The sequence below is a fragment of the Amphritea sp. genome, assembly GCF_016744155.1.
GTDB lineage: Bacteria > Pseudomonadota > Gammaproteobacteria > Pseudomonadales > Balneatricaceae > Amphritea.
Window position 1 is genome coordinate 12162 of the sequence record NZ_JADGEW010000025.1, and the last position, 21915, is coordinate 34076.

Annotated in this window: 21 protein-coding genes; 9 read left to right on the forward strand and 12 right to left on the reverse strand. The window is 49.0% G+C overall.

Translation table 11 applies throughout. From position 1 onward, the window contains the following. Positions 1-60 precede the first annotated feature (60 nt). Positions 61-1089, forward strand: a complete 1029-nt coding sequence (locus tag QZZ54_RS15950) for a zinc-binding alcohol dehydrogenase family protein (RefSeq protein ID WP_290704087.1) — start codon at positions 61-63, stop codon at positions 1087-1089. 39 nt (positions 1090-1128) lie between these two features. Then, complete coding sequence (locus QZZ54_RS15955; protein ID WP_290704089.1) at positions 1129-1422, forward strand: putative quinol monooxygenase; 294 nt, start codon at positions 1129-1131, stop codon at positions 1420-1422. 94 nt (positions 1423-1516) lie between these two features. Here the strand turns inward: QZZ54_RS15955 and uvrA are convergent, their stop codons facing one another. Beyond that, positions 1517-4348: an excinuclease ABC subunit UvrA gene (gene uvrA, locus QZZ54_RS15960; RefSeq protein ID WP_290704092.1), complete on the reverse strand. Its 2832-nt coding sequence runs from the start codon at positions 4346-4348 to the stop codon at positions 1517-1519. 181 nt (positions 4349-4529) lie between these two features. Between uvrA and ssb the strand changes: the two genes are divergently transcribed. Further along, positions 4530-5075 (forward strand): single-stranded DNA-binding protein, encoded by a 546-nt coding sequence (gene ssb, locus QZZ54_RS15965; protein WP_290704095.1) that lies wholly within the window; start codon positions 4530-4532, stop codon positions 5073-5075. Positions 5076-5173: 98 nt separating this feature from the next. Here ssb and QZZ54_RS15970 read toward each other — a convergent pair whose 3' ends face one another. The 7 genes from QZZ54_RS15970 to QZZ54_RS16000 form a co-directional block, all read right to left on the reverse strand. Next, entirely contained in the window at positions 5174-5629 is a 456-nt protein-coding gene (locus QZZ54_RS15970; RefSeq protein WP_290704098.1) for a TerB family tellurite resistance protein, read from the reverse strand. Positions 5630-5769: 140 nt separating this feature from the next. Then, the gene (locus QZZ54_RS15975) at positions 5770-6732 is read right to left on the reverse strand and encodes a 2-oxoglutarate and iron-dependent oxygenase domain-containing protein (RefSeq protein ID WP_290704101.1); all 963 of its coding nucleotides are present in this window, start codon (positions 6730-6732) and stop codon (positions 5770-5772) included. Positions 6733-6818: 86 nt separating this feature from the next. Continuing rightward, positions 6819-7910: a BMP family ABC transporter substrate-binding protein gene (locus tag QZZ54_RS15980; RefSeq protein WP_290704104.1), complete on the reverse strand. Its 1092-nt coding sequence runs from the start codon at positions 7908-7910 to the stop codon at positions 6819-6821. 249 nt (positions 7911-8159) lie between these two features. Then, on the reverse strand, positions 8160-9086 hold the full coding sequence (locus tag QZZ54_RS15985; protein WP_290704107.1) for an ABC transporter permease: 927 nt from the start codon (positions 9084-9086) through the stop codon (positions 8160-8162). A gap of 7 nt (positions 9087-9093) precedes the next feature. Next, a complete protein-coding gene (locus QZZ54_RS15990; RefSeq protein WP_290704109.1) occupies positions 9094-10194 on the reverse strand; it encodes an ABC transporter permease in 1101 nt (366 codons plus the stop codon). Beyond that, positions 10191-11738 (reverse strand): ABC transporter ATP-binding protein, encoded by a 1548-nt coding sequence (locus QZZ54_RS15995; RefSeq protein WP_290704112.1) that lies wholly within the window; start codon positions 11736-11738, stop codon positions 10191-10193. The genes QZZ54_RS15990 and QZZ54_RS15995 overlap by 4 nt, the downstream gene beginning before the upstream one ends. 302 nt (positions 11739-12040) lie before the next feature. Next, positions 12041-12697, reverse strand: a complete 657-nt coding sequence (locus QZZ54_RS16000; RefSeq protein ID WP_290704115.1) for a TetR/AcrR family transcriptional regulator — start codon at positions 12695-12697, stop codon at positions 12041-12043. A 206-nt stretch (positions 12698-12903) separates the two neighbouring features. Between QZZ54_RS16000 and rfbD the strand changes: the two genes are divergently transcribed. Further along, on the forward strand, positions 12904-13836 hold the full coding sequence (gene rfbD / locus QZZ54_RS16005; protein WP_290704118.1) for a dTDP-4-dehydrorhamnose reductase: 933 nt from the start codon (positions 12904-12906) through the stop codon (positions 13834-13836). 2 nt (positions 13837-13838) lie between these two features. On the opposite strand, the gene QZZ54_RS16010 is transcribed toward rfbD, so the two are convergent. Continuing rightward, on the reverse strand, positions 13839-14219 hold the full coding sequence (locus QZZ54_RS16010; RefSeq protein ID WP_290704120.1) for a SirB2 family protein: 381 nt from the start codon (positions 14217-14219) through the stop codon (positions 13839-13841). A gap of 91 nt (positions 14220-14310) precedes the next feature. Between QZZ54_RS16010 and moaA the strand changes: the two genes are divergently transcribed. The 4 genes from moaA to QZZ54_RS16030 all read left to right on the forward strand — a co-directional run bounded on the left by moaA (position 14311) and on the right by QZZ54_RS16030 (position 17920). Further along, the gene (gene moaA, locus QZZ54_RS16015; protein WP_290704123.1) at positions 14311-15324 is read left to right on the forward strand and encodes a GTP 3',8-cyclase MoaA; all 1014 of its coding nucleotides are present in this window, start codon (positions 14311-14313) and stop codon (positions 15322-15324) included. Between the two features lie 201 nt (positions 15325-15525). Further along, positions 15526-16650, forward strand: coding sequence for a 1-acyl-sn-glycerol-3-phosphate acyltransferase (locus QZZ54_RS16020; RefSeq protein ID WP_290704126.1), 1125 nt, complete (start codon positions 15526-15528; stop codon positions 16648-16650). Next, entirely contained in the window at positions 16647-17126 is a 480-nt protein-coding gene (gene moaC / locus QZZ54_RS16025) for a cyclic pyranopterin monophosphate synthase MoaC (protein ID WP_290704129.1), read from the forward strand. The genes QZZ54_RS16020 and moaC overlap by 4 nt, the downstream gene beginning before the upstream one ends. Then, positions 17123-17920, forward strand: coding sequence for a lysophospholipid acyltransferase family protein (locus QZZ54_RS16030; RefSeq protein WP_290704132.1), 798 nt, complete (start codon positions 17123-17125; stop codon positions 17918-17920). The genes moaC and QZZ54_RS16030 overlap by 4 nt, the downstream gene beginning before the upstream one ends. Before the next feature lie 79 nt (positions 17921-17999). On the opposite strand, the gene fabB is transcribed toward QZZ54_RS16030, so the two are convergent. Continuing rightward, positions 18000-19217: a beta-ketoacyl-ACP synthase I gene (gene fabB, locus QZZ54_RS16035; RefSeq protein ID WP_290704136.1), complete on the reverse strand. Its 1218-nt coding sequence runs from the start codon at positions 19215-19217 to the stop codon at positions 18000-18002. A gap of 83 nt (positions 19218-19300) precedes the next feature. Further along, positions 19301-19816, reverse strand: a complete 516-nt coding sequence (gene fabA / locus QZZ54_RS16040) for a bifunctional 3-hydroxydecanoyl-ACP dehydratase/trans-2-decenoyl-ACP isomerase (protein ID WP_290704139.1) — start codon at positions 19814-19816, stop codon at positions 19301-19303. A gap of 138 nt (positions 19817-19954) precedes the next feature. On the opposite strand from fabA, the gene QZZ54_RS16045 reads away from it, so the two are divergent. After that, complete coding sequence (locus QZZ54_RS16045) at positions 19955-20584, forward strand: thiopurine S-methyltransferase (RefSeq protein WP_290704142.1); 630 nt, start codon at positions 19955-19957, stop codon at positions 20582-20584. A gap of 202 nt (positions 20585-20786) precedes the next feature. Here QZZ54_RS16045 and ispB read toward each other — a convergent pair whose 3' ends face one another. Continuing rightward, a complete protein-coding gene (gene ispB / locus QZZ54_RS16050) occupies positions 20787-21755 on the reverse strand; it encodes an octaprenyl diphosphate synthase (RefSeq protein WP_290704145.1) in 969 nt (322 codons plus the stop codon). Positions 21756-21915: the final 160 nt, after the last annotated feature.

Here is a 21915-nt window from a genome sequence, read left to right on the forward strand (position 1 = left end):
CCTGTTTTAAGTTTAAGACTATCTGGTCACAATGTCTCTATCAATTTAAGGAGAGATGTAATGAAAGCTATAGGTTATCTAACACCGCAGGACGTTACCGGGCAGGATTCATTGGTTGATATTGAGCTGCCAATGCCTGTAGCTACGGGCCGCGATCTACTGGTTAAGGTTGATGCAATATCGGTTAATCCGGTTGATACCAAGATTCGCAAAAACGTACAGCCTGATAATGGAGACTATAAAGTGTTGGGTTGGGATGCGGTGGGTGAGGTAGTTGCCGTTGGTGATCAAGTGGAATTTTATAGTAAAGGGGACAAGGTTTGGTATGCGGGTGATCTTACCCGCCCAGGGACTAATGCTGAGTATCACCTGGTTGATGAGCGGATAGTGGGTCATAAGCCCTCGTCAATTTCTGATTCTGAAGCTGCGGCATTGCCGTTGACTACCATCACTGCATGGGAATTGCTCTTTGATCGTTTAGGGCTTTCGCAACGTGGATCTAATCTGTTGGCTGTTGAGCCCCAGCAGGTGCTGATTATTGGTGCTGCAGGTGGTGTCGGTTCAATTATCGTGCAGCTTGCCGCTAAATTAACTGATGCGGTGGTTATTGGCACGGCTTCTCGTCCTGAAAGTCAGGAGTGGGTAACCGCATGCGGTGCGGATTTTGTCATTGACCATCGCAAGCCTCTCAATGATGAGTTACGCCGCATCGGTTTGGACTCAGTGTCTCATGTTGTTAGCTTAAACGGCACTGCTGAGCACTTCGATTCCATTGTTGAGGTTATAGCGCCGCAGGGAAAAATTGCGCTGATTGATGATCCTGAGCTACCACTGGATATCATGAAGCTGAAAATGAAGTCTGTATCTCTGCACTGGGAATTTATGTACACCCGTTCGATGTTTAATACTCCAGATATAGCCAAACAGCGTGACCTGTTGAATGAGGTCGCCGGGCTAATTGACTCAGGTGATATTAAAACAACCCGGGGTGAACATTTTGGCCCTATCAATGCCGACAACCTTAAGCGAGCCCATACTGCTGTCGAAAGTGGCAAAGTGATAGGTAAGGTCGTACTCGAAGGGTTCTGACATTAACTGATTAATTTCTCAACTTATAAAGGGGGCTCTATGAGCGCGCCACTGACAATCGTTGCACGTATTGAGGCCAGATTAGAAGATGTTCAACGGGTCAAGGCCGAACTGATTAGTTTGATTGAGCCTACACGTGCCGAACAGGGATGTATCCAGTATGACCTGCATCAGGATAATCAAACCCCGCAGGTCTTTGTCTTTTATGAAAACTGGGAATCCCGTGAGTTATGGTTGAGGCATATGGAAAGCGAACACCTGAAGCGATACTCGGTTGCCATTGAGGGTGCTGTCGCAAGCTTTACCGTGAATGAGATGAATTGTGTAAGATGACACAAAAAAAGGCTGATGCACAAAGCATCAGCCTTTCTAATTTTTACGCTTTTTCTAGTCATGAGTCACGAGCCTGCGGCGAAGCCGCGTCTAGCTACTTCTTAGCTTTTTCCAACATTGGCTTCAAGAATTCCCCGGTATAGGAGCCTTTAACCTCAGCAACTGTTTCCGGCGTGCCGGTGGCGATAATTTCGCCCCCTCGGACGCCGCCTTCGGGGCCTAGATCGATGATCCAGTCGGCGGTCTTAATTACATCAAGATTATGTTCGATGACGACAATAGTGTTGCCGTGGTCGCGCAGACGGTAGAGTACGTTTAGCAATTGCTGAATATCGTAGAAGTGCAGACCGGTGGTCGGCTCATCGAGAATATATAGCGTCTTACCGGTATCTCGTTTACTCAGTTCTTTTGCCAGCTTAACCCGTTGTGCCTCGCCACCGGAGAGGGTGGTGGCGGCTTGTCCGAGACGAATATAGGACAGGCCCACATCGATCAGTGTTTGCAAGCGGCGGGAGAGGGCAGGGATAGCTTCAAAGAACTCGCGGCCATCTTCGACGGTCATCGCCAGTACGTCGTGGATGCTCTTGCCTTTATATTTAACTTCCAGCGTTTCGCGGTTGTAGCGCTTGCCCTTACACACATCGCAGGGCACGTAGATATCCGGTAGGAAGTGCATCTCTACCTTAATGACGCCATCACCCTGGCAGGCTTCACAGCGTCCGCCTTTGACGTTAAAGCTGAAACGTCCTGGCTTATAACCCCGGGAACGGGCTTCCTGAGTGCCAGCAAAGAGCTCCCGTATCGGTGTAAAAATACCCGTATAGGTCGCAGGGTTGGATCTTGGAGTACGGCCGATAGGGCTCTGATCGATATCAATTACCTTATCTAACTGGTCCATCCCTTTGAGTTTTTTGTAAGGCGCGGGAGTTAGGGTGGTAGCGTTGTTTAATTCGGTGGCCGCAATCGGATAAAGAGTACTGTTTATCAGGGTTGATTTGCCGGACCCTGATACGCCGGTTACACAGGTCAGCAGTCCTAGAGGGATGTCCAGATCTACATCATTGAGGTTGTTTCCCGACGCGCCATGCAGTTGTAACCAACGTCCATCTGGCTGATGACGTGTGGTCGGGATCTCAATTCTGCGTCGGCCTGATAGGTAGTCAGCTGTGATTGAATCTTTTGATGCCATCAACTGCGCGGGAGTGCCCTGGGCAATAATTTCACCGCCATGAACACCTGCACCGGGGCCAACATCGATAACATAGTCGGCTAAGCGTATCGCATCTTCATCGTGTTCGACGACTATCACGGTATTGCCCAGGTCACGTAGATGGATCAGGGTTTTTAGCAGACGGTCATTGTCTCGCTGATGCAGTCCGATAGAAGGCTCATCAAGGATGTACATAACGCCGACCAAACCAGCACCGATCTGGCTAGCTAATCGAATCCGCTGCGCCTCACCGCCGGAGAGTGTTTCGGCACTGCGCTCCAGTGACAGATAATCAAGACCCACGTTGACCAGGAACTCCAACCGTAGGCGGATCTCCTTAAGAATCTTGTCGGCAATCTCGCCCTGTTTACCGGTTAGTTTAAGGTTATCAAAATAGTCACAGCTATCACCGATGGAGAGTTTTACGATTTCCGGCAGGGTCTGCTCATCAATATATACATGTCGTGCATCCCGACGCAGACGACTACCGTCACAGCCAGGACATTCCTGCATATTGATGTACTTTGACAGGTCCTCACGGACCATGTCGGATTCGGTTTCCCGATAGCGTCGGGATAGGTTGTTCAGTACGCCTTCAAAGGGGTGAGATTTGCTGATGACATCACCGCGATCGTTGAGGTAACGAAAAGCGATGTCCTCTTTGCCGCTGCCCTCAAGAATCATCTTCTGTTGCTTGTCATTAAGCTCTTTGAAAGGGGTGTCCATGTTAAAGCCGTAATGCTCGGATACGGCTTTGAGTTGCTGGAAGTAATACAGCGCCCGGCGGTCCCAGCCGCGAATGGCGCCTTCAGACAGGGTCAGGCTAGCGTCACTGACGACTTTACTTGGGTCAAAGAACTGTTTGACGCCCAGGCCATCACAGGATGAACAAGCCCCATGGGGGTTGTTGAACGAGAACATCCTGGGTTCCAGTTCCTGAATGCTATGGCCACATTTAGGGCAGGCAAAGCGGGCAGAGAATACCAACTCCTCACCGTCGTTATCCATATAGCTGATAGTGGCAATGCCATCGGTCATGTTTAGGGCGGTTTCAAAGGATTCCGCTAGCCGGATTTGGAGGTCATCGCGTACTTTAAAACGGTCAACCACCGCCTCAATATTGTGCTTTTTGTTTTTGTCCAGTTCTGGAATGCTATCAATATCACAGACGATTCCGTTCACGCGGGCACGGACAAAACCCTGAGACTGCAGTTCATGAATAGTATGTAAGTGCTCACCTTTGCGGCCCTGGATGACCGGAGCCAGCAGCATCAGTTTAGTGCCTTCAGGGAGCGCCAGTACCTGGTCCACCATCTGGCTTACGGTCTGTGCCGCCAGCGGAAGATCGTGATCTGGGCAGCGGGGTTCACCTGCCCGGGCAAACAGTAGACGGAGATAATCATATATCTCAGTAATGGTGCCGACGGTAGAGCGGGGGTTGTGTGATGTAGATTTCTGTTCAATCGAGATCGCCGGAGACAGGCCTTCAATGTGGTCAACATCGGGTTTTTCCATCATCGACAGAAACTGGCGGGCATAGGTTGAGAGGGATTCGACATAACGTCGCTGCCCTTCAGCATAGAGAGTATCGAACGCCAGTGAGGATTTACCGGAGCCGGACAAGCCTGTAATAACCACCAGTTTATCCCTTGGGATATCCAGGTCGATATTTTTTAGGTTGTGGGTTCTTGCACCCCGAACCAGTATCTTGTCCATGCGGTTTCCGTATCTGAAGTAAAGGGGTCAAGTATAAAGAGTTATGCGCGTCGCCAACACCTGATCTGAAGATATTTTACGCTGTCAGCCGTAATATTTATGATATGCTTTAGCGCAATGCATTCGCTGTAATAAATATGCAGCTACCGTCGCAAAAAGTTAAAGAGAATTGGAGAGATCAATGGCACGCGGTGTTAACAAAGTCATCCTGATTGGTAACCTAGGCAATGAGCCTGAAACTAAATATATGCCTAGTGGAAATGCGGTGACTAATATCACAATCGCGACCTCTGAGTCATGGAAGGATAAGCAAACCGGCCAGCAGCAGGAACGTACTGAATGGCACCGGGTAGTATTTTTTAATCGCCTGGCTGAGATTGCCGGTGAGTACCTGAAAAAGGGCTCAAAGGTTTATATTGAAGGATCGTTGCGTACACGTAAGTGGCAGGATAAGCAGGGCCAGGATCGTTACACTACCGAGATTGTCGCCAGTGAAATGCAGATGCTGGACAGTCGTGGTGAAGGTGGCGGTGGTTATCAGCAGCCTCAGGCCGGTGGTTATCAGCAAGCGCCTCAGTCTGCACCTCAGCAGAATGCGCCGCAGCAAAACTATCAACAGCCGCAGCAGCAACAGCAACCACAGCAGTCATACCAGAAGCCTCAGCAGAACGCAGCACCACAGCCTGCGCCAGGCTTGGATGATTTCGATGATGATATCCCGTTCTAAAACGAACTGATAATGTTACCCGGTAATAATTTCAAACCCGCTATTTAGCGGGTTTTTTACTTTCAGGGTGGGGGTAGTAAGCTTTGCTAAGTGGAGAGCTAGTTTGTATCTGCTACTCTGAGTTTTGCAGTGATGAAATCTCGATGTGAGACATGGATCAGATCTGCAATGCGACGTACAAGGTGCTCTTCGTAATGGTGTAGTTCGCCATCAGCGTAGGCAACACGCCATAGATTTTCGATCAGTGTCACTTTTTCTTGAGGCGTGCAGCTATCGTTAATCTGCGAGGTGAAGCGAAAATAATCAGTAGCATCCTGCTGGGCTTTCTCGGCCTGCTTAAGTACTTCATCTGCTGTGGCTTTATCCAGTGAAAAGGTTTTTCTGATCACGTCCAATAGTGTTTTCTGTTCTTCTGGTTTGAGCTCATAGTCCGCTAGTAATACTTCTATCATCAGGGCTGCGGACACCACAGAAAGCAGTATCTGTGGATCGCTGTTTGGCTTGCCGTCAGGGGACAGAAATGTCTCTACAAAAGACTTTAGTTTTGTCATCATTTTAAGTTCTCCATCACAGCGAATAGACAAGTAGTTTCTTGTATTAGTTCACATCAGAGGTGTCGATTTCCCCTTGAAGTATCAGTCGGTACAGAAAATAGGGGAAATTATCTTATTGTCTGAAACAGGAGAAGACCGCTTTAAGGGGTCTCTTCGCTTCGGTAGGCATAGGTGTTGTTAAAACAGTAGATCATCCAGTCGCCCGCTGAAATAGGTTCATACTTAGGTGTTTCACCAGATGGACAGCAATTTTCGAGACAACTGACGTCAGTATCAAAATCGGGCTCGACAAAAAAAGGCATTGAGTAGCGTTCATCTCCGCTGGGGCTGAACACTCTATGAGGCGTTGATTTGTAACGGTCGTTACTCCAACGTGCCATCATGTTACCAATATTGATCACAAAAGCGTCTTCAATCGGAGGTGCATCGATCCATTGGCCGTTGGTATCCTGAACTTGCAAGCCGCCAATTTCATCCTGCCAGAGAATTGTGATGCAGCCATAATCGGTATGGGCGCCAGCGCCAATATGCTTTTCACTACCTTTCTGCGGTACATCGGGATAGTGGATAAAACGCAGGACGCTCAAGGGATGTTGAAACTTATCGGCGAAAAATGTTTTGTTGATACCCAAGGCCATGGCCAGAGCGCTGAGTACAGTCTTACCCAGTTCAAGCATATCCCAGTAATGGCGTTCCATTTTTTGCTGAAAGTCAGCAGGTAATTGCGGGTATTGGTTGGGGCCGTATAGGGGGCGGTCCGGGCCGATCAGTGCGTGGTCCGGTGCCAGATTCAAACCCATATCAAAGGTCTCTTTAATATCCCCGGGACGTTCCGGGTCCAACTGTTCTGCCATCATCTTGCCATAGCCGCGATGATTGTTTGAGAGGGTAATATCAATCTTTACTTTCTCCGCTTCAGGAAGAGCGAAGAATGCTTTAGATAGCGCGCGCATCTCTTGAATGCGAGCTTTGCTAATGGGGTGTCCCTGAATATAGAAAAAGCCGCTTTTCTGACAAGCGCTATCTATAGCCTCGGAAACTTTCAATTTTTCCGGTTCATTATCGGTATATAAGCTGGCGATATTGATCAGAGGAATATTCATAATAGTCAGCGCTTTGAGAGTAAGAAAATCCCGCTTCGAAGGAAGCGGGAATATAAGCGGGAGAGTGTTAAATTGTACTCATGTCGTTATTTTGGGATATCAGAAGGGATACCTTCAACATACCAGCTCATCTTTTCCAGCTCGTCGTAAGCTAGGCGAGTCCCTTCAGGTACGATGACTTCACCCGCTTTGTTTTTGATCGGACCGGTGAAGGGATAAACGCTGCCATCTTTGAGACCGGCAATCAGTTCTTTTGCCTTGGCAACAACGTTAGCAGGGATGCTCTCATTGAAACTAGGGATTACGATAGCGCCTTCTTTCATGCCTTCAACACTAGCCTTAGGCTTCCATGTTCCTGCCATCACCGAATTTACGGTATTGATGTAGTGAGGGCCCCACTCATCGACTACAGACATTAGGTGGGCATTAGGGCCGAAAGAGGACATGTCGGAAGCCTGACCGACAGCGTATACTCCCCGGCGCTCAGCGGCCTGCATAGCAGCAGGACTGTCGGTATGTTGCAAAATAACATCCACGCCTTGGTCCATCATCGCGTTGGCAGCATCCGCTTCCTTACCCGGGTCGAACCAGCTGTTCACCCAGATGATCTTCAGCTCAGCTTCCGGGTTGTATTTGCTGAGGGCCAGTTGAGTCGCGTTGATATCGCGGATAACTTCAGGAATAGGAAACGATGCGATATAACCGATCTTGTTGCTCTTAGTTACCTGAGAAGCAACGTAACCTGCTACATAGCGCCCTTCAAACGTAGTGGAAATATAGGTGCCCATGTTTTTGGCCATCTTATAGCCGGTGGCATGTTCGAAGGCTACTTTAGGGAACTGTTTAGCGACCTTGAGGGTGGGGTTCATAAACCCGAAAGAGGTGGTGAAAATCAGGTCGTGTCCAGTCTTAGCAAGGTTGTATATAACTCGCTGGGCGTCAGCGCCTTCAGCGACGTTTTCCACGTAGGTGGTTTTTACTTTATCCCCGAACTCTGCTTCAACAGACAGACGCCCCTGGTCATGCTGATAAGACCAGCCGTGATCACCGATAGGGCCGACATAAACAAAACCTACTTTGAGAGGTTCAGCTGCCTGAACGGACAGAGTAGATAGTGCTGCCATGCATACACCGGCGGTGAGGCCAGTAACCAGCTTGCTAAATTGACGACGTTTCATGCGTCCTTCTCCTGTTGAGTCGAATAGATTGTGACAGGCTAAAAAAGTTGACCGTTGGGTCAGTTGTTTATTTATAAAGCAAAAAACTGACCAATTAAACCTTTTCCTGCTAACTGGCCGAATCCAGGACCATATCGATACCGGAATCTGATCAAGATGAACATCATGACTTTAGCTTGCCCCCCAATGGTGCGCAAGTTCAGTCATGGCTTCACCCGGTTGATAAAACAGGGCGTAATTTATGCGAGCTTAACTCTTGGCGTAAAAAGGATTACCCAGCGACATCGGTGCCACCAGACGGCTGCGGGACTGGTTGCTCGAAAGAATCACCAACACCACAATAGTTGCCAGATACGGGAGCATCGCCAATAGGTTGGGGGATACGGAAAAGCCAAGTCCCTGGAATACCAGATGAAGAATACTGGCCAGGCCAAAGAGCCATGCGCCCAGCAATACCCGTTCTACTTTCCAGCTGGCAAAGACCACGAGTGCCAGCGCGATCCAGCCTCGTCCGGCGGTCATGTTCTCTGCCCAAAGCGGCGTGTAAGCTAATGACAGATAACCACCTGCTAGCCCTGCCATAGCACCACCGAAGATGATTGCCAGATAACGGGTTCTCATTACGGGTAGGCCTATAGCGTTGGCTGCGTGAGGGTTCTCACCCACCGCCTTGAGTACCAGCCCCGGGCGGGAATAGTTGATAAACCAGTAAACGGCAGCAAACAATAGGAATGATAGGTAGACGACCAGATCCTGACCAAACAACATTCGTCCTATGATCGGCAGGTCTGTCAGTACTGGGATATGGATTGGGTCCAGGCCTGCAATCGGTTTGCCAACAAAGTCACTGCCAACAAAGGCGGAGAGCCCGGTACCGAAAATGGTCAGCGCTAATCCGGTTGCGACCTGGTTAGCGCTTAGCTCCATGGTAATAAGACCAAAAATTAGAGACATTAGCACGCCCGCGACCATGGCCAGTAAGAAGCCCAGCAGTAAGCTGCCTGAGAGCAGTGTGACGATAAAGCCGACAACGGCACCCATCAGCATCATGCCTTCTTGTCCGAGATTGAGCACGCCGCTCTTTTCACAGATCAGTTCGCCCATAGCAACAATTAGCAGCGGTGTGCCGGTGCGGATCATGGCGTAGAGTATATTGGTAATCAGATCAATATCCACGGTGTCGTTATCCCTGTGTCTCTGTCGCTAATGGTTGCAAGGTTTTTGCTTTTTTGGGCTTGAGGCGGATACGGAATGCGATAAGTACATCACAGGCCAGTAGGTAGAATAGCAGCATGCCCTGAAACAGCCCGGTCAGCGCTAAAGGCAGGCCAAGACTTATCTGTGCCATCTCTCCGCCCATATATAGCAGGGCCATTAATAAGCTGGCGAACAGTATTCCCACCGGGTGCAGGCGGCCCAGAAACGCTACGATGATCGCCGCATAGCCGTAGCCGGGGGATATCTGTGGAATCAGCTGTCCAATGGGGCCGGTGACTTCGCCCACTCCAGCTAAGCCAGCCAAACCACCGCTGAGTAGCAGTGCAAAGTAAGTGAGTCGCTTCTCTTTGAAACCGGACAGTCTGGCGGCACCGGCATCCATTCCCATCACTTTAATCTGGAAGCCGTAGAAGCTGCGGCTCATCAGTACCCAGACCGCAACGACAGCCAATAATGCCAGAGCTATGCCAAAGTTTACGCGGGTACCTTCAATCAATATCGGTAACAGTGAGGCGTCGCCAAAGAGTGCAGACTCAGGGAAGTTGTAACCTTCAGGGTCTTTAAGCGGGCCATGTACCGCCCAGAGCAGAATATTCAGGGCGATATAGTTCATCATGATAGTGGTTAATATTTCATTGGTGTTGAAGCGGACTTTCAGAATGGCTGCAATACCAGCCCAGAACATTCCGCCTATTACCCCGGCGATCAGTACCAGAGGGAGCACCCAAAATCCTTCAGCTTCAATCAGTTGCAACGCTATGAAGCTGCCAAATAGTCCACCCATCAGCAGTTGGCCTTCGGCGCCTATGTTCCATATTTTTGCTTTGAATACCACGGACAGGCCTATGGCGCAGAGCAGGATGGGCGCTGTTTTTACACAGAGTTCTGCGATTCCGTGGGTATCAGATATAGGGACGTAGAGAATTGTGATCAGCGCATCAACGGGATCAATACCTAGTACGGTAAAAAGTATTGCGCCGGTTAGCATCGTCAGAAATGCGGCTAACAGGGGTGAAAGATAAGCCATTGTGGTGGAGCGTTCACCGCGCGGTTCCAGTTTGATCATTGGCTTGCACTCCCTTCGCTGGTGGACTGACTAAAGTCGCCGGCCATCATGCGTCCGAGTTCTTGTATCGATGACTCTGGAGTTGGTTTGAACGGTGAAAGAGCGCCGTCGCAGATTGCGCCAATTCGATCGGATATTAGAAATAGTTCGTCGATATCTTCAGAGACCACCAGAATGGCGGCACCCTGATCTCTTAGTTGAATTAAGGCTTTGTGGATTGCGGTCGCAGCGCCGATGTCGACGCCCCAGGTGGGATGGGCGGCAATCAGAATTTTAGGGTTCTGCATGATCTCCCGGCCAATAATAAACTTCTGTAGATTGCCGCCGGACAAGCTATCGGCTTGGGCGTTGCGGCCGGCTGCTTTGACTTTATATTGTTGGATAATATCATCGGCAAAGGCTTCAGCCTTATTCCAGGCAACCATTCCTTTACTCACCATGCCTGTCAGATATCCCGTCAGCAGTGCGTTTTCGGTTAAACTCATTTCCGGGACGGCTCCCCGTCCAAGGCGCTCTTCAGGAACGAAGGCCAGGCCCCATTGCCGCCGTTTATCCGGCGGTAGTTTACCGACCTCTGTCTCTGCAAAACGGATGGTTTTGCCATCCCGGCAGAGATGTTCTCCGCTCAGACTGGCTAGTAGTTCTTCCTGCCCATTACCGGCAACGCCCGCGATACCAACGATTTCTCCCGCATTCACTGTCAGGTTGATGTTTCTCAGGTGTACGCCAAAAGGATCGTCGCTAGGCAGGTCCAGCGCGGTGATCGTCAGCAAGGGTGAGCTGCCTAGCTTTTTAGGATAGGTAGTGCTGACAGGCGTGTCATCACCCACCATGAGCTTGGCCATGCTGGTAGTGTCTTCCTCGGCGGGGATGCACTCTCCGGAGACTTTACCCGCCCGTAAGACGGTCGCTTTATGGCAAAGTGCTTTTACTTCGTTTAGTTTATGGCTGATAAAAAGGATAGAGCAGCCTTCCTCTGCCAGTTGTCTTAGGGTGACGAAGAGAGTCTCTACTTCCTGTGGTGTGAGCACGGAAGTGGGTTCATCAAGAATCAACAGTTTGATGTTTTGTACCAGACAACGGACGATCTCAACCCGCTGTCGTTCACCGACAGAGAGCGTATGTATCTCTCTGTCAGGGTTAATCGCCATACCGTACCTCTCAGACACAGTGCGAATTTTTGTTGCCAGCGCCTCCAGTTCACCAGCATCGTCCCCCAGAGCCAGTGCAATATTTTCGGTAACGGTCAGTGTTTCAAATAGAGAGAAGTGCTGGAAAACCATACCGATACCCATTTTACGGGCATGTGCCGGGTCTTTAACTTCGATTGGCAGTCCATCCCAAAGCAGCTCACCACTATCCGGCTTTACCAAACCATAGATGACTTTCATCAGAGTGCTTTTCCCGGCACCATTTTCACCGAGTAGCGCGTGAATTTCTGCTGGGGCGATATCCAAATGGATATCGTCGTTAGCCAGGCAGCCGGGGTATTGCTTGCTGATGCCACGTAGGGTGAGCCGCGGGAGTGATAGGGTCTGCGTCAAAAGGGTCATCTCGCTAAAGTAAATAAAGCTAATAGAATCTGCAGCTATAAGATAACTATGCTTAAAGAGGTTAGTAAAGTCTTATATGTTGTGAATAACTAAGCAAAAAGTTAGACACTGGATAAATTTGTTTCGAGATAGGAGGTTTTATAGTCTGTTTGGGTTGGTAAAAGTCACCTTCTAAAAAGGCTGGCCAGTTGTTGCGCTAACCAATAGTTGAAATAGAGCCTATCGCATCGTTTGTGAATGTTGAGCTCAGTCAGCTCTATTTAATTGCGCTGGATAATGGATTATCTGTCTGGTTAATCTTCCAGGGAGATACCGCAGCCCTTCAGAATGATGTGAGTGAGCGTTGTGATGGCCTGCTCATAGTCCTCTTCATCTAGTGTTTCCTTGCCCAGCGCAGAAGATGCTTGCAGGGCAAAGTCCGCGTAGTGCTGAGTACTGGACCAGAGTAAAAATATCAGATGGCTTGGGGTGATATTGGGATCAAGCTTGCCCTGTTGTTGCCATTGTTCGAAGACAGCGGTTCTGGATCGAAACCATGCCTCATAGCCTTCAGTAAAATAGCTGCCTAAATTTGGGCCGCCGCTGATAACCTCGCTAGCAAAGATACGCGAGGCTAACGGGTGGTCGCGGGAAAACTCGATCTTTTTACATAGATACTGAGCCAGGCTTTTTGCCGCGTCATCGTCTGCGGTCAGATTACTAAGTGTGCCATCCCACAGGTCAATAATATCGCTGAGTACCGCAAGATAAAGTCCCAGCTTATTTTTAAAATAATAGTGGATGTTGGCTTTAGGCAAGTTTGCACGAGCGGCTATCTCTCGCATACTTGCTCCTTTAAATCCGCAGGCCGCAAATTCCTTCTCAGCCGCCGCCAGAATCAGTTTTTCGTTTTGTTTGCGAATACGCCCAGCAGGTTTATCGCCTGTGTGGGAGCTGATATCTAACGGCATGAGTAGATTCCGTGTCTCATTATTTAGCGCGAATTATAGCGTAAAAAAAGCCACCATCAGGCGGGGTTTTTTTGAAATCTGTATGTTTTATACGGGACGGTTGTTATATCCCGGTAATCTTTTAGTCTTCCATGCGCTTTTTAGTTTCGCTATCGGCTTGATATGGTATCGTTGATTTAGCAGTGTACAGTTGGAGTTTTAAGTTAATGACACAGGATTTTTTGACCACCCCGGCAAAGATATTAATTACCGGTGCTGATGGTCAGATAGGCTATTTTTTAAACCAGGTGACCCGGAGTGATCCATTCTTTTCTGTGGTGGCTTTCACCGATGCGGAACTCGATATCAGTAGCCGGGAGCAGGTCCAGAAACAACTGGATCAACATCTACCCGATTATGTTATCAATACTACTGGGTTTAACGCAGTCGATCGGGTTGAGGTTGAATCAGAGCGTTGTCTTGCATTGAATAGAGATGCGGTTGAAAGCCTAGCGATGGCGTGTGGCGATCTGGCCATTCCGCTGCTTCACCTCTCTTCTGACTATGTGTTTGACGGGCATTATGAAAGTGGTTATACCGAGGCTGATCAAGCCAGTCCCTTGGGCTTATATGGTGAAAGTAAGTGGCAGGGGGAGGAGTTATTACGCGCGGCTCTTCCGCAGCATGTAATTCTCAGGGTTAGTTGGGTATTCAGTACAATTGGCGACAACTTTATGCGGCGGGCCCTGATACAGGCCAGGGAGCAGGAAGAGATTTTTGCGGCTGATGATCGTCGCGGTTGTCCTACCTCTGCCGGTGATATTGCCCGGGTAGTTGTGGCTATTCTTAAGCAGATTCACAATGGCGCGGACAACTGGGGAACTTATCACTACTGTTGTGCAGAGATTACGACCCGTTACGGCTTTACCGAAGCGGTTCTGGCTGCTGCCGGTCAGTATGAAAAACTTAAAGCAGAAAAACTGGTACCGATCAGCTCTTCTGAACTGGGCAGTGATGCCGAACGTCCCGCTTCTTCGGTGCTGGTCTGCAATAAATTATTGAATGACTTTGGTATACGCCAATTACCTTGGCGAAGTCAGCTCGTCGGGATGATACGTGATCACTATCAGAACGAAGAGCTGAGTGACGCCCAGGCTTAATATCAGAGTAACCAGGGTAAGGGGTTATGACTCAGCGCGACCCAGACAATATATCCAACACAGAGCAGCGCCATGATCAGGGCCAGCGTACGAATGGCTTTGCTTTTTCCTCTTTTCAGAGCGACTGTTCCTAGAACAATGTAAGCAATTAACGCTATCAATTTTGCGGTTAGCCAGCCCTCGCTAAAAGGATACTGGTTAATGGTGAAGGTAAGCGCGATAGCGCTGGCTAGAAGCAATGTGTCGATGATATGTGGTGCAATTCTGACCCAGCGTTGTTGTAACTTCTCAGGTGTGGTGAGCATCCAGAATCCCCGCACCGTAAAAAACAGAATGCTTAAAACGGCAAAAGTGATATGTGTATGTTTGAGTGCTAAATACATGCGTTGTGAGCTCGCTTAAAATTGAGTTAATAACTGATTAAAATAGTCGGGTATATTTTTGCCTATAAGATCGTGAGATACTAGTCCTGATATGACAACAAAACAGAATAACAGCATAGAAAATCAACTAGTCGACCGGTTTGGTCGCCGGGTTGAGTATGTGCGCCTGTCCGTTACGGATCGCTGTGATTTTCGCTGTGTTTATTGTATGGCTGAAGAGATGCAGTTTTTGCCGCGCAGTGAAGTGTTGTCGTTGGAAGAGATATATAGCGTTGCCCGGGCTTTTGTCGAATTAGGTGTGAATAAGATTCGCCTTACCGGTGGTGAGCCGTTAGTCAGAAAGGGAATCTTAACGCTGGTAGAGCAGTTAGGGCAGTTACCTGTTGAATTGCTGATTACAACGAATGGCTCGCAACTCCCTGGCATGGCTACCGAGCTTAAGCGGCTAGGTGTTGACCGGTTAAATATTAGTCTCGACAGTCTACAGGAAGATAAATTTAAGCGGCTGACACGGACGGGACGGCTGTCGCAAGTGTTAGAAGGCATTGATGCTGCGATTGAGGCGGGTTTCGAACGAATCAAGTTGAACGCTGTAGTATTAAAAGGCCGCAATGACGATGAGGTTCTTGATTTGATTGCCTTTGCCCGCAACAAAGGCTTAGATATTACCTTTATTGAGGAGATGCCATTAGGTGCCATTACCGAGCATGACCGGGCAGAGATGTATTGTTCCAGTGATGAGCTGTTCGAAAAGATCAGCCCGGTTTATCCCTTGCTGGAATCCGTAGATAAAACCGGAGGTCCCTCCCGTTATTATCGGATGGCTGACAGTCATAGTAAGATCGGCTTTATTTCGCCCCACAGTCATAACTTTTGTAGTGAGTGTAACCGGGTAAGAATGACCGTCGAAGGGCGCTTGCTACTTTGTTTGGGTAATGAGCATTCGATGGATCTGCGGCAAGTGTTACGTGATCATCCCGGCGAGACTGAAGTGTTGAAACAGCACCTTATTAAGGCGATGGACCTGAAACCTGAAGAACATCATTTCGATCTTAATGATGAAACACCTCAGGTCGTTAGGTTTATGAATATGACCGGCGGTTAATATTGGGGGGCTGAGAGTAAGTCTTTTGTGCTTTTGCATGCCCCAGAGTATTGATCGCGCTCTTGTTTACATACTCTAGATTAGACCTGTTGTACCCTCCTAAGCCTGTTAAATCCAAAGAACGGGCAATCTACGCTGAAATTATTCCCATCTCCCTGTAAAATACCCGGCTTAAATATTCGCAGTGCCTCAGGAGGCAGAATGGCAGCCAGTCCGTCAAACGATCCATTTCAGAACATCCGTCCTTATCATGATAATGAAGTAAGCGATGTGCTGAATCGGCTGATCCATGATGATGAGTTTATTACTGCAATTACCCAATATCAGTTTCCCCGTATGGCAGGTGCTTTCGGCTGGTTATTGAAACCTGCGGTGCGGATCTTTCTGGCACAGAAGGCGGATGATATTGAGAGTATCCTGGATTTCCAGAATTTCGTTGGTCGTTATATGACCAAGATGGTTGCCCGTACAACAACTCGGTTGAGCTGTACCGGATTTGAAAATCTTGAGGAGGGTGAGGCTTATCTGTTTGTCTCGAATCATCGGGATATCGCCATGGACCCGGCATTTATAAACTGGGTTTTGTTTCAGAATGATTTCGATACACTGCGGATCGCTATTGGCGATAACCTGTTGCGTAAGTCTTATGTGTCCGATCTGATGCGGTTAAATAAAAGCTTTATCGTCAATCGTTCAGCGAAGGGGCGTGAAGTCTTAACTGCGCTGGGTCAGCTTTCCTCCTACATTGACCACTCATTGGTACATGACGAAGCAAGTGTCTGGATAGCTCAGCGAGAGGGGCGTGCGAAAGATGGTAATGATTTTACCGATCCTGCTATTTTGAAAATGTTTTATATGTCGCACCGTAAACAGCGCAGTTTCATGGAGTTCCTGGATAGGGTCAAAATAGTCCCTGTCTCAATTTCCTATGAGTACGACCCTTGCGACCGAGCAAAAGCTGAAGAGCTGGACGCCAAGCTGCAGGGTGGTGAATATCAGAAATCTCAGTTTGAAGATATTGAAAGTATTGTGGCGGGTATTACCGGTAACAAAGGACATGTTCATGTGTCTTTTGGTAATGTAATTACCGGTATTGATAATCCGGATGAACTGGCTGCAGAGATTGATCGGCAGATTATTGAAAACTACTATATTCACCCCTCTAACCTGCTGGCGGCAGGAGATGAGAGCGATCAGATTGATGACGCATCACGGGCTCTGTTTTCCGCGCGTACCGATGGGATGAGTCCGTCTGCAGCTGAAATATTGAAGCAGATGTATGCCAACCCGGTAAACAATAAAAAGAAGCAGGAGGAGACTGTATGAGTCGTCTGACCCACTTAGATGAAAATGGCCACGCCAATATGGTGGATGTTTCAGAAAAGGCAGTGACCAGCAGGGAGGCAACGGCTCAGGCGGTTGTGACGATGACACCTGAGACCTTGAATATGATCACTGCGGGTGATCATAAAAAGGGGGATGTATTAGCCGTGGCGCGCATAGCGGGAATACAGGCCGCTAAACGCTGCTCAGATCTAATTCCTCTGTGTCATCCGTTGATGTTGAGTAAAGTTTCTGTTGAACTGTTACCGCAGCCGGAATCTGATTCGGTTATGATTCTGGCCACTTGTAAGTTGGCGGGTCAGACCGGCGTTGAGATGGAAGCCCTCACTGCTGCTTCTGTTGCTGCGTTAGCTATCTATGATATGTGCAAAGCGGTTGATAAGGGCATGGTGATCTCAGAGATTAAGGTGTTGGAAAAGAAAGGTGGTAAGAGTGGTCACTGGAAGGTGAGTCCTTGAAGCCATCTGTAGAAATCGATGTTAATGCTGAAAAGGATGGCGATCAGCCGATGACCAGAAAACCTTCTCTGTTTTTATATCTGCGAGCAACGCTCTTCTACATCGGTTTTTATCCGGTGACTTTGGTGTTCGCTGCTTTCTGTTTGCTGGTGGGGTGGATGTTGCCATTTCGCCCGCGTTTTAAGCTGTTTACTCTGATGAACTATTTCTCGATGTTTTGGTTGCGCCTCTGTTGTGGTGTTAAATATCGAGTAGAAGGTCGGGAAAATCTACCGCAGGATAGTGCTTATGTGGTCGTCGCTAACCACTCTAGTGAATGGGAAACGTTATTCCTGCAAACTTTGATACGTCCACAGAGTGCGGTGTTGAAACAAGAGTTGTTGAAGATTCCGTTCTTTGGCTGGGCATTGGGCATGCTGAAGCCTATCGCATTGGATCGCAGCAAGCGCCGCGGTGCATTAAAGCAGTTGCTGATACAGGGTAAAGATCGTCTGGGAGATGGAATTAATGTTGTTATTTTCCCCCAGGGAACTCGGGTAGAAACCGGTAAGCTGGGTAAGTTTAACAAAGGTGGAGCGATGCTGGCGGCCAGTGGTCAGGTACCTGTTGTGCCTCTGGCTCATGATGCCGGGTTGTTCTGGCCAGGTAAAAGCTATGTGAAGTACCCCGGCACTGTGACCGTGCGTATTGGCTCTCCGGTGGAGGCTGTCGATCGAAGTGTTGATGATATCCATAAAGACTCAATCGGATGGCTGGAAGCGCAGATGCGAGATCTGAAAGTGGTAGACGAATAGCAGCTGCTCAGAAATAGATTTTGCACATAAAAAAACCCGCCATCAGCGGGTTTTTTATGTGCCAGAAGGTATCTGGTAACTAGCCTTCGAACTTCTGGAAGACCAGCGTCGAGTTGGTGCCACCGAAACCGAAGCTGTTAGACATCACTCGCTGCAGATCGACATTGTCTTTACGTTCTGTGACAACTGGCAGGCCAACAGCTGCCGGATCAAGCTCATCAATATTAGCGGAAGCGCAGATGAAGTTGTTTTCCATCATCAGCAAGCTATAGATTGCTTCCTGAACGCCGGTCGCGCCTAGAGAGTGACCGGTTAGTGATTTGGTTGAGCTGACCGCTGGCATCTCGGCGCCGAAGGTCTCTTTCATCGCCTTCAGTTCCTGGATATCACCTGCAGGTGTTGAGGTGCCGTGAGAGTTGATGTAGTCGATACTGCCATCAACGGTGCTCATTGCCTGCTTCATGCAGCGCATTGCGCCTTCACCAGAAGGTGCAACCATGTCATAACCGTCAGAGGTTGCGCCATAGCCAACCAACTCACCGTAGATTTTCGCGCCACGTGCTTTGGCGTGTTCAAGTTCTTCCAGAACCAGCATGCCGCCGCCACCTGCGATAACAAAACCGTCGCGGTTTGCATCGTATGCGCGTGACGCTTTTTCAGGCGTATCATTGTACTTACTGGACAGGGCGCCCATCGCATCAAACATCATGCTCAGAGACCAGTGAAGCTCTTCACCGCCGCCGGCAAATACGATGTCTTGCTTGTCCAGCTGAATCTGTTCCATCGCGTTGCCGATACAGTGGGCGCTGGTCGCGCAGGCAGAAGTGATGGAATAATTAACGCCTTTGATTTTAAACGGAGTGGCCAGACAAGCCGATACGGTTGAACCCATGGTGCGGGTTACCCGATATGGACCGACACGGCGAACGCCTTTAGTACGCAGGATGTCAGCGGCTTCTACGATATCAGCAGAAGATGCACCACCAGAGCCTGCAACTAGGCCGGTACGCACATTAGATACCTGGTCTTCACTTAGGTTGGCATCCTTAACAGCCTGTTCCATAGAGAGGTAAGCGTAGGCCGCAGCATCGCCCATAAAGCGGACCAGTTTGCGATCGATTAGATCTGTATAGTCCAGATCGATACTGCCTGCTACATGGCTGCGAAAGCCCATCTCTTTGTACTCTTCCTGAAACTTGATGCCTGAACGGCCTTCTTTCAGTGAGTCAAGGACGGCTTCTTTATCAGTACCTAGGCAAGATACGATACCCATTCCGGTAACAACGACACGTCTCATAGGATGCCTCTTTAAATTCAGTAAAAACGTTGTGATTATAGATCTACAGCTGAACTAAAGCCCGCGTTGCGGGCTTTGTAATATCAGAAACTATCAGTAGATACGAACAGACCAACACGTAGATCTTTAGCGGTGTAAATCTCGCGACCATCAACGGAAACGGAGCCATCAGCGATGCCCATAACCAGTTTACGTTCGATAACCCGTGACAGGTCGATGCGGTAAGTAACTTTCTTTGCGGTTGGTAGAATCTGGCCAGTGAACTTTACTTCACCTGATCCCAGTGCGCGTCCACGACCTTTATTGCCACGCCAGCCCAGAAAGAAGCCAACGATTTGCCACATAGCGTCAAGACCCAGGCAGCCAGGCATAACTGGATCGGTTGGGAAATGGCAGTCAAAGAACCAAAGATCAGGATGAATATCCAGCTCTGCTTCTATGTAGCCTTTACCATATTTACCACCTTCACCAGTGATCATAGTAACGCGGTCCATCATCAGCATGTTGCCTATAGGCAAGCGTGCATTGCCCTCGCCGAACATAATGCCGTTACCGCACTGAAGAAGTTCTTCTCGATTAAATGAGGATGGGTTTGTCATATGTGCTGAGTATCCACTTTTATTTTAGCCAAAATATCGGGGAATTATACCGGGTTAGTGGATCGGGAGCACGGTCTGTATCATTAAAAAAGGAAAATTCAGGCAGATAATGGTCTTTTTGAGGGGATTTAAAGGGAAATGAAGAGCGAGTTTTGGCATGAGCGCTGGCAGTCTGGGCGAATAGGTTTTCATCAGACTCAGGTTAATTGTTTTTTGCAGCGCTACTGGTCTGTGCTGATGGCTACTGGTGAAGGTCGGGTTTTGGTGCCGTTGTGCGGTAAAAGTCGGGATATGCTCTGGTTGAGAGAGCAGGGGCATGAGGTGACTGGAGTTGAATTGAGTGATCTGGCTTGTCAGGCCTTTATGTCGGAGCTGGGTGCTGATGCCCCGGCCCGGCAGGAGGCTGGATTTGCCGTTCGAGAGCATGAGGGGTTGCAGTTACTTTGCGGTGATTTTTTTGTGTTACCTGAAGCTAGCTATGCAGAGGTTCGTTGGGTTTATGATCGGGCTGCACTGATTGCTTTTCCTGCTGATATGCGACGAGCGTACGCGCAGAGCCTGATACATAATCTACCAGAGGGTGTTGCGATGCTATTGATAACGCTGGAGTTTGATGATCAGCAGGGGCCTCCGTTTTCAGTATCTGAGCCAGAAGTACGCGAGCTCTATAGTGAAAGATTCGAGGTGGAAAAGCTTGTGACAGAGCGAAGTGTCGGTTGTGGTGGGCGTGCGGAAGCGGAGTCGGTTTATGTTTTGAGGGATAAGTAAGAGCCGTCGTTCGTGGCTCGAACGTCACAAAGAACGTGACTTGCACGTCGCTCGATAAAGCCTGCTATGCTAGGTGTGGAAGGCTTTTTGAGTTAAGCGCTTTGTAAGAAAGTTGTTGTGTTGGTTGGGCAGAAATTGATGATTCTGAGCAACGAGCAACGAGCAACGAGCAACGAGCAACGAGCAACGAGCAACGGCGTATTCAGCTGCTGCGTTTAACAGCTAAGTCAGCCAGTTGAATCATGGTGTCTTTGAAAGAGCTGTCAGGTAGCGCGTCCAGTGCTTTGATCGCTTTGTCTGCTTCAGCGCAGGCAGTCTCGCGGGAGTAATCGATGGAGCCGGTGGCGTGAACGATATCCATGACAGGCTGAAGATCATCCAGGCCGCCTTTGCGGATCGCCTGGCGAATCAGTTGGCGTTGCTCATCAGTGCCTTCGCGCATGGCGTGGATTAGGGGTAGTGTTGCTTTGCCCTCCGCCAGATCATCACCTACATTCTTGCCCATCTCTTCAGCGCTGCTGAGGTAGTCCATTACGTCATCAATAATCTGGAAGGCGATGCCGATATGACGGCCATAAAGGCGCAGCGCTTCCTGTTGGGCCTTGTCTGCGCCTGCCAGTAACGCGCCGGACTCGGTCGCCGCTTCAAATAACATAGCGGTCTTGCCCAGGATTACCTGCATATATGAATCTTCGGAGGTGTCAGGGTTGCGGGCGTTAAGCAGTTGCAGGACTTCGCCTTCGGCGATGATGTTGGTGGCGTTGGATATGACTTCCATGATCTCCATATTGCGGATCTCTACCATTACCTGGAAGGACCTGGAGTAAAGGAAGTCGCCAACCAATACGCTGGGGGCGTTACCCCATTTAGCGTTGGCGGTGTCGTTACCGCGGCGTAGTTCTGAGTTATCAACCACGTCATCGTGGAGCAATGTGGCGGTATGGATGAACTCTATTACTGCAGCCAGAGGGATATGGTTATCACCTTTATAACCCGCCGCATTAGCAGCAAGCAGGACCAGCAAAGGTCTGATGCGTTTGCCGCCACTTTCTACAATGTAGTGTCCGATTTTCTCAACCAGTGGAACACCTGAGTGTAAGTGGTTGATAATATAGTCGTTTACCGCTTCGAATTGCGGTTCAATAACTGGATTTAACTGATGTGGCAGCATAGGAACGGATAGTAAGCTCTTAAAATGTATGGGCGCATGCTAGGGGGTGCGTATCCGGGTGTCAAGAAAGTCAGACTAATATCTATATTTATGCTTGAGTCCTGAGAGGTGTTTATATATAATCTCGCGCCCTAACCTATCCAAATTCGCTCCCTACCAT